General features: G+C 69.4%; 14 protein-coding genes. 4 read left to right on the forward strand and 10 right to left on the reverse strand.

From position 1 onward, the window contains the following. Positions 1-85 precede the first annotated feature (85 nt). Together cobF and C7H75_RS06415 are read left to right on the forward strand one after the other, a co-directional pair. Positions 86-826 (forward strand): precorrin-6A synthase (deacetylating), encoded by a 741-nt coding sequence (gene cobF / locus C7H75_RS06410; protein ID WP_005514886.1) that lies wholly within the window; start codon positions 86-88, stop codon positions 824-826. 76 nt (positions 827-902) lie between these two features. Beyond that, positions 903-1,769, forward strand: a complete 867-nt coding sequence (locus C7H75_RS06415; protein WP_005514884.1) for an Fpg/Nei family DNA glycosylase — start codon at positions 903-905, stop codon at positions 1,767-1,769. Here C7H75_RS06415 and C7H75_RS06420 read toward each other — a convergent pair. From C7H75_RS06420 to C7H75_RS06435, 4 genes are read right to left on the reverse strand one after another with little or no spacing between them, the layout of a single operon-like run. Continuing rightward, on the reverse strand, positions 1,752-2,192 hold the full coding sequence (locus C7H75_RS06420; protein WP_013415148.1) for a GtrA family protein: 441 nt from the start codon (positions 2,190-2,192) through the stop codon (positions 1,752-1,754). The genes C7H75_RS06415 and C7H75_RS06420 overlap by 18 nt on opposite strands. A 58-nt stretch (positions 2,193-2,250) precedes the next feature. Continuing rightward, positions 2,251-3,726 (reverse strand): carboxylesterase/lipase family protein, encoded by a 1,476-nt coding sequence (locus C7H75_RS06425; RefSeq protein WP_106851113.1) that lies wholly within the window; start codon positions 3,724-3,726, stop codon positions 2,251-2,253. Further along, positions 3,723-5,264, reverse strand: a complete 1,542-nt coding sequence (locus tag C7H75_RS06430) for a carboxylesterase/lipase family protein (protein WP_106851114.1) — start codon at positions 5,262-5,264, stop codon at positions 3,723-3,725. Before C7H75_RS06430 ends, C7H75_RS06425 begins: the two co-directional genes overlap by 4 nt. 56 nt (positions 5,265-5,320) lie before the next feature. Beyond that, positions 5,321-5,926, reverse strand: a complete 606-nt coding sequence (locus tag C7H75_RS06435) for a hypothetical protein (RefSeq protein ID WP_064079059.1) — start codon at positions 5,924-5,926, stop codon at positions 5,321-5,323. Positions 5,927-6,036: 110 nt separating this feature from the next. On the opposite strand from C7H75_RS06435, the gene C7H75_RS06440 reads away from it, so the two are divergent. Next, positions 6,037-6,441 carry a DUF4259 domain-containing protein gene (locus C7H75_RS06440; protein ID WP_064079060.1) on the forward strand — a complete coding sequence of 135 codons (405 nt, stop codon included), beginning with the start codon at positions 6,037-6,039 and terminating at the stop codon, positions 6,439-6,441. Between the two features lie 113 nt (positions 6,442-6,554). Here the strand turns inward: C7H75_RS06440 and casG are convergent, their stop codons facing one another. The 3 genes from casG to C7H75_RS06455 form a co-directional block, all read right to left on the reverse strand. Then, entirely contained in the window at positions 6,555-8,213 is a 1,659-nt protein-coding gene (casG, locus tag C7H75_RS06445) for a steroid-24-oyl-CoA synthetase (protein ID WP_013415153.1), read from the reverse strand. 191 nt (positions 8,214-8,404) lie between these two features. Continuing rightward, positions 8,405-9,049 (reverse strand): RES family NAD+ phosphorylase, encoded by a 645-nt coding sequence (locus tag C7H75_RS06450; protein ID WP_106851115.1) that lies wholly within the window; start codon positions 9,047-9,049, stop codon positions 8,405-8,407. A 5-nt stretch (positions 9,050-9,054) separates the two neighbouring features. Continuing rightward, a complete protein-coding gene (locus C7H75_RS06455; RefSeq protein WP_084845593.1) occupies positions 9,055-9,651 on the reverse strand; it encodes a hypothetical protein in 597 nt (198 codons plus the stop codon). Positions 9,652-9,777: 126 nt separating this feature from the next. Here C7H75_RS06455 and C7H75_RS06460 point away from each other — a divergent pair, with 126 nt between their 5' ends. Then, complete coding sequence (locus C7H75_RS06460; protein WP_372489566.1) at positions 9,778-10,446, forward strand: class I SAM-dependent methyltransferase; 669 nt, start codon at positions 9,778-9,780, stop codon at positions 10,444-10,446. Here the strand turns inward: C7H75_RS06460 and C7H75_RS06465 are convergent. The 3 genes from C7H75_RS06465 to C7H75_RS06475 form a co-directional block, all read right to left on the reverse strand. Continuing rightward, the gene (locus C7H75_RS06465; RefSeq protein ID WP_081183167.1) at positions 10,402-12,210 is read right to left on the reverse strand and encodes an alkyl/aryl-sulfatase; all 1,809 of its coding nucleotides are present in this window, start codon (positions 12,208-12,210) and stop codon (positions 10,402-10,404) included. The two genes, C7H75_RS06460 and C7H75_RS06465, sit on opposite strands and share 45 nt — an antisense overlap. Before the next feature lie 337 nt (positions 12,211-12,547). Then, the gene (locus C7H75_RS25675) at positions 12,548-12,694 is read right to left on the reverse strand and encodes a hypothetical protein (RefSeq protein ID WP_005514868.1); all 147 of its coding nucleotides are present in this window, start codon (positions 12,692-12,694) and stop codon (positions 12,548-12,550) included. A gap of 152 nt (positions 12,695-12,846) precedes the next feature. Continuing rightward, positions 12,847-14,298 (reverse strand): dihydrolipoyl dehydrogenase family protein, encoded by a 1,452-nt coding sequence (locus C7H75_RS06475; RefSeq protein ID WP_106851116.1) that lies wholly within the window; start codon positions 14,296-14,298, stop codon positions 12,847-12,849. Positions 14,299-14,317: the final 19 nt, after the last annotated feature.

A 14,317-nucleotide genomic window follows, 5' to 3' on the forward strand; every position in this document is an offset into this window, starting at 1 on the left:
GGGTCAGTCTAGGCGGCTGCGCCACCCGTGCGCCTTTCCGGTGGTGGGTGCTACCGGAAAGGCGCACGGGCGATAGCCTGCGCCCATGCGTGAGCTTCTCGTGATCGGCATCGGCGCCGGCGACCCCGACCAGGTGACGATCCAGGCCGTCAAGGCGATGAACCGGGCCGACGTGTTCTTCGTCATCGGCAAGGGCGACGAGAAGCAGGAACTGGTGGATCTGCGGACCAGCATCCTCGCCGAGCACATGGACCGCGACTACCGGATCGTCGACATCCTCGACCCACCGCGGGACCGGACGCCGTCCGACTACACCGGTGTCGTCGACGACTGGCACGACCGCCGGGCCCAGGTGTTCGAGGAGAAGTTCGCGGCCGAGGACGGTGTCGGCGCGATCCTCGTGTGGGGTGACCCGTCGCTATACGACAGCACACTGCGCATCGTCGAGCGCGTCCTGGCCCGCGGCAACGTCGCGTTCGACTACACGGTGATCCCCGGCGTCACGAGCATCCAAGCGCTCGCCGCGCAGCACCGGATCGTGCTCAACCGGATCGGCGAGCCGGTGCACGTCACCACCGGTAGGAAGCTGCGCGACGGCCTACCGGACGGCGTCGGCACGGCCGTCGTGATGCTCGACGCGGAATGCAGCTTCACCCACGTCCCGGACGAGGATGCCGAGATCTGGTGGGGCGCGTACCTGGGATTGCCGGACGAGGTGCTGATCTCCGGCAAGCTCCGCGAGGTAGAGGACGAGATCGTCCGCGTCCGCGCCGAACTGCGGGAGCGCAAGGGCTGGATCATGGACATCTATCTGATCAGGCGCTGACGCGCCCGTGCGTCTTTTCGGTGGTCGGAGCTACCGAAAAGGCGCACGGGCGGCGGAGCCGCCTTACGCTGGCCCCATGCCCGAACTGCCCGAGGTGGAGGCCCTGGCCCAGTTCCTGCGCGATCATGCCGTGGGTGCGGTCGTAGGACGCGTCGACGTGGCCGCGTTGAGTGTGCTCAAGACGTTCGATCCGCCGATCACCTCGTTGCAGGGCCGCAACGTCACCGGGGCGGACCGGTTCGGCAAGCACCTCGCGCTGGACTGCGACGGGCTGTGGCTCATCGCGCACCTGTCCCGCGGCGGCTGGCTGCGCTGGATCGACAACCCCGGTTCGGCGCCGCCGAAACCCGGCAAGGGGCCGCTGGCCGTGCGCGTGCACTTCTTCACCCCCGACGGCGAGACCCCCGCCTTCGACCTCACCGAGGCCGGCACCAAGAAGCGGCTCGCGGTGTGGGTGGTGACGGACCCGCTGCTCGTCCCGGGAATCGCGCGACTCGGGCCGGACGCGCTCGAGGTGACCCGACCACAGTTCGGCGAGATCCTCGCCGGCACCACGTCCCGGATCAAGACGGCGCTCGTGGACCAGTCGCTGCTGGCCGGAATCGGCAACGCCTACTCCGACGAGATCCTGCACGCGGCCCGGCTGTCCCCGTTCGCGACGACGTCGAAGCTGGCGCCCGACGAGGTGGACCGGTTGTACGACGCGATGCGCGCGGAGCTGTCCGACGCCGTCGAACGTTCGGTAGGGCAGGAGGCGGCCCGGCTCAAGGGCGAGAAGCGCGCCGGGATGACGGTGCACGCGCGGACCGGGATGCCGTGCCCGGTGTGCGGCGACACGGTGCGGGAGGTGGCGTACGCCGAGCGGTCGTTCCAGTACTGCCCGACGTGCCAGACCGGTGGCAAGATCCTCGCCGACCGGCGGATGTCACGGCTGTTGAAGTAGCGGGTCCCGGCGGCCGAACACCCAGCCGCGCAGCGCCACGAATCGCAGCCCTCCGACCACTCCACTCACCGCGATCACGAGCGCGATCGACACGAGATCGGTGGCGTCGGGAAGGAAGAAGTGCAGCGCGGCCAGCACGAGCGAGCTGATCACGAGGCCGAGCAGCGCGAGCGCGCCGCCCTCCCATTGAGCGGCGAACCACGGCACCCGGTCGGCGGCACGGAAGGTGCGGCGGCGGTGCAGTTCGTTGGCGAGCACCGTGCTGGTCGCGACGCCCACGGCGTTCGCCAGGAACGTTCCGTAGGCGTCGAGGACGACGAACGACAGCGCATACAGGACGTTGCTCGATCCGCCGACGAGTGCGAACCGAGTGAGCTGCGCGGCCCAGCCGTCACCGCCCAGACGCAGTTCGCGCATCGCCATCGAGGTCTCCCACAGCCTGAGATTTGGTTGCAACTCGCAACGGTAACCCATTCGAGATCTAATGACGGTGCCGGTATCCGAGCCATGCCTCCCGGCGGCGGCGCGCCGGGTCGCACTCCACCCGACAGACCTCGTCGATGATCAAGGTATCGCGGTGCTCGGACGAGTACCGCGGCCACGAGTCCAGCGGGCGGCCGGAGTGGGCGAACTCGAGCCAGTGGCGCTGCATCGTTTCGGTGACCGCGCGCAGTCCTTTGCACCCGCCCAGCGCGGTCAGCGTGCGGACGCCCACTCCTCGCCGGCCGAAGACCGCGAACAGTTCCGTCGCGTGCGTCGCACCCAGGCCGGCCAGGTGCAACAGGCGCGGCGCGAAGTCGTACCGGTACATGTAGGTCTCCGCGTGCCGGGTGTGCGCGTGTGCGCAGCGCAGCGACGGCTCCCAGAACACGACGTCCCCGCCGAGGTCGGCGGCCGCCCGCCGCCGCGGATAGCCAGGATAGGCGGCCGTCACGCGCGCCGCGATCGCCGGGTCGGTGCCCTCGAACATCTTCTCGATCCGGGTGCGGTCGGTCGGCAGGATGTCGAGCATCCGCGGAAAGATGCGCCCCTCCTGGGCGTTGGTACCGATGATCAGGGGGACCCGGTGTTCGGTACCCGCCTCGAACGCGTCGAGGGGATGGTCGGGCAGCACTGCGCCGTCGGCGACGGGCGCGAACGGGCGGACACCGGGAACCTCGTCGGCGCCTCGCGCGCTGAGCGTCGCGGCGGTCCGGACGAGTGCTTCGGGCGACGCCGTCGTCAGGTAGTGGGCCGCGTCCGCCCGTGACACGCCCGCCAGGTCCAGGAACTCCCGCGCCCACAGCCCTGCCAGTTCGGTGCCGTTGGACGTTGCGGGCGGCGGGCTCTGCGCGATCGCGCGGGCGAACAGGCCCCGCGCCGCCGGCGTGCACATCAGGGTGACGACGGCGTCCGCTCCCGCCGACTCGCCGAACAGTGTCACGTTCGACGGGTCCCCGCCGAAGGCCGCGATGTTCCGCTGCACCCATTCGAGCGCGGCGATCTGGTCACGCAGGCCGAGATTGACATCGAAAGTGTGTTCCGGTGTGGAGAACTCGCGGAAGTCGAGGTAGCCGAGCGCTCCGAGCCGGTAGCCGAGCGAGACGAACACGACGTCGCCGCGGCGGACGAGGGACGCCCCGCTGTACATCGGTGCCGCGGACGTCCCGGCCGTGTGTGCCCCGCCGTGGATGTAGACCATGACGGGGCGTGGGTCGGCGCTCGGTTCGGCCTGCCGGAGGACGTTGAGTGTGAGGCAGTCCTCGCTGCCACGGCGACGCCGCTGGGGGGCCGGCGGGCCGAACGAGAGGGCATCGCGAACGCCCGCCCACGGCGAGACCGGTCGGGGCGCGCGCAGCCGCAGTGGTCCGACCGGGGGTGCGGCGTAAGGGATTCCACGCCACGACAACAGATCCGCGAGGCGCCTGCCGCGGACGGTTCCGTCCGCATACGTGACAGCCGCGTGGTCGTCGCTCACGAAAGCCGTTCGGCTTCGGCCGTGCCCTCGCCGAGATAGCCGCGGTAACCGGACCAGGCGAGGCGCCGGTCCCGATTGGGGTCCCGCTCTACGCGGGTGGGGACGTCGAATATCAGGGTGCGCCGGTTCTCGGCGTCGTACCGGGGCCACCACGGCTCCGGAACACCGCCCCGGGCGAACGAGATCCAGTTCTCCTGGACCCGATCGGTGACCGTCCGCAGTCCGCGTCGACCACCGTAGGCCGTCAGCGCCCGACCGGCCGCGGACTCGCCGTAGCCGAACACCGCGAACAACTCGAACGCGTGCGTGGCACCGAGGCCGAGGCGATGCAGCAGACGCGGCGCGTAGTCGAACCGGTAGCTGTAGGTGGGGGCGTGCGCCGAATGCGCGTCGGCGATGTCGACCGACGGCTTCCAGAACGTGAGGTCGCCGCCGAGGTCGATCGCCGCGGCCACTCCCGGATAGCCGAGGTACGCGGCGACCACACGATCGCGGGCGGCGGGATCGGTGAGGGCGAACATCGCGTCGATGCGGGCCGCGTCGGTGGGCAGACCGTCCATCACCTTGGGGAACAAAGTGCCCTCGCGGGCGTTGGTGCCGATGATCAACGGCACGGGATGCGCGGTGCCGTCGGTGAACGCCTGCAACGGGGCGACGGGCAGGAAGTCGCCGTCCACGACCGGTCCGAACGGGTGCAGCCCGGGTGTCTCCGCGAGCACCTTCGCACCCAATCGTCCGGCCGCCTTGCCGAGTTCGGCCGGGGTGGCCTCGTCGAGAGCACGGGTCGCGTCGGCCGGGTCGTCGCAGCCGAGCAGCGGCAGGAACTGCCGGGCCCACGTCCGCGCGCGAGTGGCGTCGCCCACCAGGACAGGCGCGGAACTCTGGGAGATCGCGCGGGCGAACAGGCCCCGCGCCGCGGGGGTCGCCAGCAGGGTCGTCACCGAAGTGCCGCCCGCGGACTCCCCGAACAGCGTGACGTTGTCCGGATCACCGCCGAACGCCGCGATGTTGCGCTGGATCCACTGCAGCGCGGCGACCTGGTCGCGGAGACCGAGGTTGGCGTCGATGGGACGCTCGGGAGTCGAGAACTCGGTGAAGTCGAGATAGCCGAGGGCGCCCAGGCGATAGTTCAGCGACACGTAGACGACATCGCCGCGGCGCGCCAGGCGGTCGCCCCGGTAGATGCCCATCGCGGTGGTGCCGAGAACGAACGCGCCGCCGTGCACGAACACCATCACCGGCCGGAGCTCCGCACTCGGTGCGGCGGGCGCGACGATGTTGAGCGTCAGGCAGTCCTCGGAGATCGGCTGGTACTTGCCCGGTCGCAGCGTCGTGCCCATTCGGGACTGGGGGGCGGCGTTGCCGAACTCGGTGGCGTCGCGGACCCCGGCCCAGGGCTGCACCGGGTGCGGTGCCCGCAGCCGCAGCGGCCCCACCGGCGCAGCAGCGAACGGAATCCCGCGCCAGGTCGACAGATCGCCCATCCGCAGTCCCCGGACGCTGCCGTCGGAGGTGGTCACGTCGAGACTCGGCCTCATGTTCGCGACTATACGGCGGCAGGACGCCGCGGCCGGGCGGGTCGCGAGCGGTGTCGTCAGGCGAGTGCGCAGCGCTCCGGCCCGCCACGGGTCAGCGGGATCCCGGTCGTCGTGACCATGTCGTACGCTGCCTGCCCGATGCGTCCAGCGGTGGAGACGCGGCCGCCCGGCCCGAGCAGCCTCGCCGGACGCGTGGCCCAGCGCATCGCCGCCCACACGATGTCGGTCTGCTCCGACAACAGCCGATGCTCGTCCGGGCCCACCTCGGGCTCGGACCAGCGCACCGCGAGCCGCCCGGACGAAAAGGCCTTCCCATGCTCGCCGGACCGACTCCACTCGTCGTCCACGTGCCGCGAACGCAGGAGTTGGACGAGCGCCCGCCCCGTCAGCGCCGGGGTGATCTCGACGTCCGCGTCCGGCTCGACGTCGCCGGGCGGCGCCGCTGCGAAGGGCAGGAGCAGAAACGCCTGAACGGGCCCACACTCGAATGCCTGCTCGAGATTTCGGTGCAGGTGAACCGGGTGTAGTCCGGCCGGGGTCGGCGGGCTGCAGAGCCAGGCGGCGCGGGGTGCCGCATCCGCGATTGCGCGGCCGACGCGCACCTCGTCCTCGGGTGCCAGCCAGATCGCCGTCGTCTTGGTGCGAGATCCCTTGTAGGCCATGGTGACAGCATTTCATCGCACGCGGCGAGGTGTCGAAGGCCTGGCGGCTGTCGGTGCCCAACCTTATGCTCGGCACGCGAGCAAGCATCGGTAGCTAGGAGGAATCCGGTATGGGCACATGGGGTTCGGGACCGTTCGAGAACGACGGAGCGGGTGATCTGCTCGCCGGGCTGCGAGCTGGTGACTTCGTCATCGACGACTTCACGAGTCACGTCGACGAGGAGTACCTCGAGGCGGACGACGCGCAGGCGGCGATCGCTTACGCGGAGATCGTGGCGGTGGGCCGCGGAATCGAGTCGGCGTCCCCACATCTCGACGGGATCGACGCGGCGGCTTTCTGCGCGTCGCTGACACCCGACCAACACGCGTGGATCCTCACCACACTCGAACGTGCGATCGCGGACAGCGACACCTCGGAGCTGCACGAGCTGTGGGCCGAGAACGGCCCCGAGGATCTCGAGGAGTGGCGTGCCCCGGTTGCGCGCAGGCTGGAAAGCCTCCGAGCTCTGGGCTGACCCCCGGCAGGTCGCGGCCCGCCGCTCAGCGGGCCCGGAGGAACTGCCCGGTCCGCCGAGTGCCCAGGGCCTCGGCGGATCGGTCAGTTTCGGTTCGCCTTTGCGCGTCGTGCTCAGATGACGATCTGCTTGCGCATGGTCTTGCCGGTCGCGTTGCGCGGCAGCGGTTCCCCGGAGAGGCGCCAGCGCGTGGGCACCTTGAAGTAAGAGAGGCGCTCGGCCGCGAACTCCCGGAGTTCGTCCTCGGTGACCGTGGCGCCCGGTCGCAGCACGACCACCGCGGCGACCTCCTGTCCGAGGTCGGGGTGGTCGACGCCGATCACCGCGCACTCGGCGACGTCCGGATGCTCGTCGAGGCACTGCTCGATCTCCACCGGGTACACGTTCTCGCCGCCGCGCAGGATCAGGTCGGAGCGGCGGCCGGTGAGCCGGACCATGCCGTTCTCGATGACGCCGAAGTCGCCGGTGTGCAGCCAGCGGTCCTTGCGGATCGCGTCGGACGTCGCGGCGTCGTTCTCCCAGTAGCCGAGCATCACGTACGGGCTGCGCACACAGATCTCGCCCTCGGTGCCGTCGGGGACCGGATCGCCGAACGGGTCGCGCACCTCGACGCTGACGCCGAGGATCGGGCGGCCCAGGGTGCCCGGGAAGGCCTGCAGGTCCATCGGGGTCGCGACCGAGATCGCGGTGCTGCATTCGGTGAGCCCGTAGCTGTCGACGAGTGCGTTGGTCGCGAACGGCAACTTTTCGCGCAGGCGCTGCTGGAAGCCGGGGGACGACGGCGCCGACGCGAGCGCGAACGCGGTGAGCGACGACGTGTCGTAGCGCGAGACGTCCTCGTGCTCGAGCAGGCGCCCGGCCATCGTCGGGACCGCGCCCCAGTTGGTGACCTTCTCCCGCTCGATGAGCCGCAGCACGCGGTCGGCGTCGAACGAGCCCTGGTAGAGCACCACCGCGCTGCCGGTCGCCAGTCGCGGCACGACGAGGTTGTGGAGGCTCGCGATGTGGAACAGCGGCGAGGTGAGCAGGTACCGGAGGTCGCTGGGGCCGTCGCTCGGGGCCGCGCCCGAGAACGCTGCCAGGAGGGCGTCGCTGTAGCGGTGGTAGTCGATGACAGCCAGCAGGTTCCGCTGCGAGTGCACCGCGCCCTTCGGCCGCCCGCTGGTGCCGGACGTGTAGAGGATCACCGCCGGATCGTCTTCGGCGACAGCGGTTGTCGGAAGCTCTGCACCGGCGAACTCCTTGACGAGACGGGGCAGGTCGTCCTCCATCGTCAGGACCGGGACGTCGAGGTCGAGGCCGTCGAGCAGGGCAGCGCGCTTGGCGTCGACGATCAGCACCGACGGGCGGGTGTGCTCCACGCCGTACTCGATCTCGCGCGGCACCCACCAGGCGTTGAATCCGACTGCGATCGCGCCGAGCGCCTGCGCGGCCCAGAACGATTCGACCCACTCGGGGGTATTGGCGGCGAGAAGTCCGACCCGGTCGCCCTTGCCGACGCCGTACCGGTCGCGCAGTGCGGTCGCGAGTGCGGCGACGTCACGCAGGTGGTCGGCGTAACTGATCCGCCGGTCCTCGGTGACCAGGTAGTCGCGGTCGCCGTAGGCGGCGGACGCGGCGAGGACGTCGCCCAGCGCCTTGTCGCGGTTCTTCATCACCGGCATGGTCGTGCCGAGGACGTCCTCCTGGACGAATTCGAAACGGCCACCCGGGCCGGTCAGCCCGGCCATGACCGATGCGATGTAGGCCTGGGGGTCGACAGACTGGGTCACGGATGGATCCTTTCGACGAACGACTCTCGAGTGACGTGCGTCATAGTCGAGGGTGTCCGATTTCCTGTCAAGGGAGGTCTCGGTGAGTGGAGTCGGAATCGGGCGCGTCCTCGACCAGGACTGCCGATCGGGTGGCGTCCGGGTCGATCAGTGCGCGGAAGACCCGGTGCCGCGGGCCGCCGCCGGCCGGATCAGGGTGCGAGGGCGGCGTTGTGAGCCGTGAGCAGTGCCCCGAGGAGATAGTGCCCGTCGGCCGAATCGAGCGGGACCACGCCTCCCACCGCGGACACCGCGGACACCGCGGGGTGCGCGGTGACGGTGGGGCCGGCGGCGAGCATCCACGCGAGATCGTTCTCGTCGTGGCGTGGCCGGTACTGCAGACCGTCGATGTCCGGGTTCGCGGCGAGGACGGCGGCGGCCCAGCGACGCGTGGCGAGATAGCCGGAGGGGTCGCACTTGGTGAGCCACACATCGGCGTTGAGTCGCGCCGCGCCGGTGCCGGTCAGGTCTGCGACGCGAACCGGCCGGGTCGTACGCAGCTCACTCAGCACCCGGCCGCGGACCTGGATGCGCGGAATCAGCCTGGGGGACTGGTCGACCGGAAGGTTGCGGCACAGCGTTTCCGCTACTGCCGCCGCCGGGCTGTCGCCGACGTAGAGATACGCGTACGAGCCGTCGAGGCTGTCGAAGCGGCCCCCGGTGCGCACGCGCGGTCTCGGCGTCGGGTTGAGGTCGGCGGCGCCGCGAGTGGTGCTGTGGATGCGCCACACCGACGTGTCGGCGGGCACCGTCGTGATCAGGGCAGCCGGCAGCGCGGCCGGCGGGTCGGGGTACACGGGGGTCAGTCGGCGGCGAGGTCGTCGGCCATGTCCCGTAGATCCTGGTCGTGTCCGCCGGCGACGGCGAGGTCGGCGGGGGAGCGGGGGTCGTCGGCGAAGGCCGTCGGGTTCAGCCACCACGAAGCTGCGCCCCACGGATCTTCCTTGGCGCCGATGATGCGGTTGATCTCGGCGACGATGGGGCGCACCTCACGTCGCTCGGTGTCGAATTGGAAGGCGGGGAAGAGCTTGTGCCCGGCTGCGGGGAGCGCGATGACGCTGCCGGACGACGCGAGGCGGCTCGCGGTATTGCGGCTGGTGGCGGCCCTGCCCAGTGCGCGGCTGACGGCAGTGGAGTCGAGCATCTCGTGCTCCTCCACGAGCGAGCGCAATGCGGAGGACACGGTGCGGGTGCGGGCGACCGCCGCGGCGGCGGGATTGGCCACGGCACGTTCGTGTTGCAGCGCCAGTGCCGGCCCCATCGCCAGCAGTGCGGTGACGTCGTCGCGCACCGGGCGCAGGTTGGGGCGCCGGGAGAACTCCTCGGACAGCAGTTCCAGCAGGTCTTGATCCGACAATGCGTGGATCGTGTCGCGGGCACGGTCTCGGTCGACGAGCATGGTCGCACCTCCAAATGTGCCACAAGTGTACCGCGTACCGATCGTGTCAGCCAGGCTCGTCCACGGCCCTCGTTCCGCGGCGGGTCGCGTCACCGTTGGGCCCGTCGCCACGACATGATCGGGGCCATGGAGAAGACGGACGCCGCGGACGACATCGTCCGAACGGCCTACTCGGCCCGGTCGCGGGAGTACATCGATCTCTTCGGCTCGATGACGTCGACGCACCCGTCCGATCGGGCCCTCGTGGGCAGCTGGGCCCAGACGCTCAGCGGTCCCGTGCTCGATGCAGGTTGCGGGCCGGGACAGTGGACTGACTTCCTGACCGGGTGCGGATCGGCGGCTGCGGGCATCGACCTCGTTCCGGAGTTCGTCCGCCGCGCACGGACGCAGTATCCGCACCTCTCGTTCGCCCACGGCAACTTCGAAACACTGGACGCCGCAGACGAATCGCTCGGTGGGGTCCTTGCCTGGTATTCGCTGATCCACCACCGGCCGCGGGACGTCCGGATCCCTCTCGCCGAGTTCGCGCGCGCGATCCGCCCGGGCGGAGGACTGCTGGTGGGCTTCTTCGAAGGGCCGGCAGTGGAGCCGTTCGACCATGCCGCCACGACGGCTTATCGATGGCCGACAGCCGATTTCGAACGGGAGCTGGTCGTGGCCGGTTTCGAGGTGATCGAGACGCACACGCGGACGTCGGGCGAGCAACGCCCGCACGGTGCGATCGTCGCGCGGCGGCGGAGTGCGCCCCGCTCACGGGGTGACGATGGCGAAGGCCGGAGAAGGCTCGTCGAGTAACCCGAACAGCCGCCGCAGCGCCGTCTCGTCGCCGTCGGTGGTGACGGCGTCCAGGTCACCGCCGGCGAGCAGGCCGAGCAGTTGTGATTTGGTCAGTGTCAGTGACAGATCCACCTTTGTTGCGACGCTGCGCGGGTCGCGGGTGCGGATGAGTGCGCCGTTGGACAGCATGGTCCGTATCGTGAGGTCCGGCTCGGTGAAATGCCAGTCGATGCACAGCGATTCGCCGGCCGCTCGGAGACCGTCGACACGGATGGCGAGAGTGTCGAAGAGTTGTTCGACACTGAGTGCGGCGGCCATGCCACCGCCGAGGTCGAGCTCGGGGGCAGTGATTCCTTCGCGAAGTTCCTTCGCCCCGGTGAGATAGAACCCCCGCCACGTGGCGTTCTCCGAGCCGTGTCCCAGCCGTGTGTAGACCTCGGCCAGAGCTTCTCGCGCAGGCGCGTGGTCGGGATCGGCGAACACGGCGTGTTTGAGCAGTTCGGCAGCGAAGCGCAGGTCTCCCTCGTCGGAGAATCGGCGGCCGTGCTCGACCACCGCGTCGACGCCGCCGATGACCTGAACGTAGCGATGGGCAAGGGCTGTGGGTGGGTGTTGCCACAGGGAGCTGGGGTGGCCGTCGAACCAGCCGAGATAGCGCTGGTAGATGGCTTTGACGTTGTGGCTGACCGAGCCGTAGTATCCGCGCGCATGCCAGGCCTCCTCGAGTGCGGGAGGAAGGGTCATCTCTTCGGCGATCTCGACACCGGTCATGCCCTGGTTCATCCTCCGCACCGTCTGATCGTGCAGATAGATGTAGAGATCACGTTGCTGGGACACGAACCGGACGAGATTGTCCGTGCCCCAGGTGGGCCAGTGGTGGGAGGCGAAGACCACATCCGATGTGTCGGCGAAGAGCTCGATTGCCTCGTCGAGATAGTGGGACCACATCCGGGGATCGCGTACCTGCGCGCCGCGCAACGTCAGCAGATTGTGCAGGGTGTGAGTGGCGTTCTCGGCCATACACAGCGCGCGATGGCGCGGGAAGTGAAAGTTCATCTCCGAGGGCGCCTCGGTGCCCGGAGTGATCTGGAAGACGATCGGGACGCCGTCGAGAGTTTCGGTCTGGCCGGTGTAGGTCACGTCGAGTGTCGGCGCGAGCAGGCTGACCTGACCGGTCGAACCCTGCAGGCCCAGCCCGGCACCGACATGGCCCCGCGGCCCCACCGGCAAGGTCACGCCGTACATGTAGTTGCCGCGCCGGTTCATTGCGATACCGGCATAGACGTTTTCCGAGACGGCCTCGGCCATGAATCCGGCCGGAGCCAGGATCGGCACGTCGCCGGCACCGTCGGGAAGGACGCCGAGCACACCGCCGAAGTGGTCCCCGTGGGAATGGGTGTAGATGACACCGGTAACCGGGCGCTCGCCGCGATGCTCGCGGTAGAGAGCCAATCCTGCGGCGGCGCACTCGACGCTGACGAGCGGATCGATCACGATGACACCGGTGTCGCCTTCGACCAGGGTCATGTTGGACAGATCGAACCCGCGGATCTGATATATCCCCTCCACCACTTCGAAAAGACCGTTCTTGACGCAGAGGCGACTCTGGCGGAACAAGCTCGGGTCCACGGTGTCGGGACAGTCCCCGTCGAGGAACTCGTACCCCGACAGATCGAACACGATCCGCCCCTCGGCGTCGGTGATCTTCAACGGCTCGAGGGTTGCTACGAACCCACGCTCCGCATCGTCGAAGTCGGATCGGTCGGAAAAATCTGGCGCCATCGGAACTCCTCGCTCGCCGAAGCCAAGTGCTTCAGGCATTCTGCGCGCGCACGGGTCACCTGTGTCTCATCCGAAAGGGGTGAGATCACGACGATCCGCTGATTCCCGAAGCAGTGGGTGGGATCCGGCGAGCAGGTTCCGGGCGCCGGTCAGCTCGCGGACTTCAGTACACCCGCGAGGCCGAGGAGGACGAGACTTCCGAAGGCCCAGCTGACGAAGCCGGCAATGTTCTCCGCAGGCGTGAACTCGGATAAGGAACCCATGGTTACTCCTTCGCGTGATCGTGGCTGAGCGGCGATTCTGCCCCATGCCGAAACCGCCGCGACACCGGCCCCGACTACAACGCGAAGCTGTCGCAATCGAGCAAACGCTCGTCCTGCGGCCGCGACAGCGACATCCAGCACGCACGCTCCCTGCGTCCCATCAGGGCTAGTCGACACCGGAAGCGGGCGAGAGCGAGGACCCTGGCGGGCTGTCTGCTCATGGTTTCCTCCCTAGCTGACGAAGATGGTTCGATCCGGACAATCGAAGCTTTGTACGTCGGGTGCGAATGCACGACCGGACAATTACCCGTTCCCATACCTGGGTGTGCGTGCGTAGGTGCCGGGTTCGATGCTCCCGCGTCCCCGTCCGGGTCTATCGATCGCGCCGGGCCTCGAGCAGCCGTAGCCACACCTCGCTCACCGTCGGGTACGACGGGACCGCGTGCCAGAGGCTCTCGAGTGGCACCTTGCCGACGACGGCGACGGTTGCGGCGTGCACCAGTTCCGCGACACCCGAGCCGACGAACGTCGCGCCGACGACCGTGTCGGTCGCACCGTCGATCACCAGCGACGCCCGCCCGGAGTAGTCGTCGCGAGACAGTGCGGCACCCGCGACATCGATGTCGACGGTGACAACTTCGGTATCCAATCCGTCTGCACGGGCTTGACTTTCGGTGCGTCCGACGGCTGCGACCTCGGGGGTCGTGAACACCACCTGCGGCACCTGGCCGTGGTCGGCCGACGCGGCGAAGCGGGGACCGTCCAGTGGCCGGCCCTCGGCACGGGCGGCGATGACGTCGCCGCACACCCGGGCCTGGTACTTGCCCATGTGGGTGAGCAGCGTCCGGCCGTTGACGTCGCCGACGGCGTACAGCCACTCACCGTCCACCCCGGTGACGGTGAGATGGTCGTCGACACCGACGTAGCCGTGGTCGGGGAGTCCGAACAGATCCAGGCCGAGCCCGGCGGTCGCAGGTGTCCGACCCGTCGCCACGAGTACCTCGTCGACGGTCAACTCCGAATCGGAACCGTCACCGCTGACCGTGAGGGTGACCGGTCCGCCGTGGATGCGGCCCACTCCGGTGTCGGCGGCGCCCGGGCGGGACGCGGTCTGCAGCGAGGTGCCGAAGCGCACGTTCACACCGTGCTTGCGCAGCTTCTCGGCGACGAGTTCACCCGCGAACGGCTCGGTCCGCTCGAGCAACGCCGAGCCGCGGACCAGGAGTGTCACCTCGTCGGCGCCGAGTTCGTGCATCCACGTGGCAGCCTCACACGCCACCACGCCGCCACCGACGACCGCGAGGCGCGGGGGCACCTCGCGGACGTTGGTGGCGTCCCGCGAAGTCCACGGAAGTGCGTCCCGCAGACCCGGTAGATCCGGCACACTCGCCCTGGTGCCGGTCGCGAGAACCACCGCGTGGCGGGCCCGCAGCACGCGGTCGCCCACCGTCACTTCCCGTGCCCCGGTGATGCGTGCGGTGCCGCGGATCACGTCGATGCCGACCGAATCCGCCCACAACACCTGCGACGAGTCGTCGAGATTGTGGGTGAACCCGTCCCGTCGTGCGAGTACGGCCTCGGTGTCGAGGCCGTACGCGTTGACCTTCTCCTCCACTCCCGGCATGTGCCGGGCGGTGCCGAGCACCTCGACGGGTCTGAGCAGTGCCTTCGACGGCATACACGCCCAGTACGAGCATTCGCCGCCCACCAACTCGTGTTCGACGAGTGCCGCGGTGCGGTCGCTTCCGGCGATGGCGTAGGCCGCGGCGTTCTCCCCGGCCGGTCCGCCTCCGATGACGATGACGTCGAAATCTTCGGGAGCCATGGACCCACGGTAGGCCGGG

The organism is Rhodococcus (subgen. Prescottella) equi, from assembly GCF_003013675.1.
GTDB lineage: Bacteria > Actinomycetota > Actinomycetes > Mycobacteriales > Mycobacteriaceae > Prescottella > Prescottella equi.

Coding starts and splice junctions, on each gene's coding strand:
- C7H75_RS06455 (WP_084845593.1), bottom strand. CDS start 9,651: ATGCTCGTCGACCGAGACCGTGCCCGCGACACGATCCACGCATTGTCG.
- C7H75_RS06465 (WP_081183167.1), bottom strand. CDS start 12,210: ATGGCGCCAGATTTTTCCGACCGATCCGACTTCGACGATGCGGAGCGT.
- C7H75_RS06420 (WP_013415148.1), bottom strand. CDS start 2,192: ATGGCGATGCGCGAACTGCGTCTGGGCGGTGACGGCTGGGCCGCGCAG.
- C7H75_RS06430 (WP_106851114.1), bottom strand. CDS start 5,264: ATGAGGCCGAGTCTCGACGTGACCACCTCCGACGGCAGCGTCCGGGGA.
- C7H75_RS06460 (WP_372489566.1), top strand. CDS start 9,778: ATGGAGAAGACGGACGCCGCGGACGACATCGTCCGAACGGCCTACTCG.
- C7H75_RS06435 (WP_064079059.1), bottom strand. CDS start 5,926: ATGGCCTACAAGGGATCTCGCACCAAGACGACGGCGATCTGGCTGGCA.
- C7H75_RS25675 (WP_005514868.1), bottom strand. CDS start 12,694: ATGAGCAGACAGCCCGCCAGGGTCCTCGCTCTCGCCCGCTTCCGGTGT.
- C7H75_RS06440 (WP_064079060.1), top strand. CDS start 6,037: ATGGGCACATGGGGTTCGGGACCGTTCGAGAACGACGGAGCGGGTGAT.
- C7H75_RS06475 (WP_106851116.1), bottom strand. CDS start 14,298: ATGGCTCCCGAAGATTTCGACGTCATCGTCATCGGAGGCGGACCGGCC.
- cobF (WP_005514886.1), top strand. CDS start 86: ATGCGTGAGCTTCTCGTGATCGGCATCGGCGCCGGCGACCCCGACCAG.
- C7H75_RS06415 (WP_005514884.1), top strand. CDS start 903: ATGCCCGAACTGCCCGAGGTGGAGGCCCTGGCCCAGTTCCTGCGCGAT.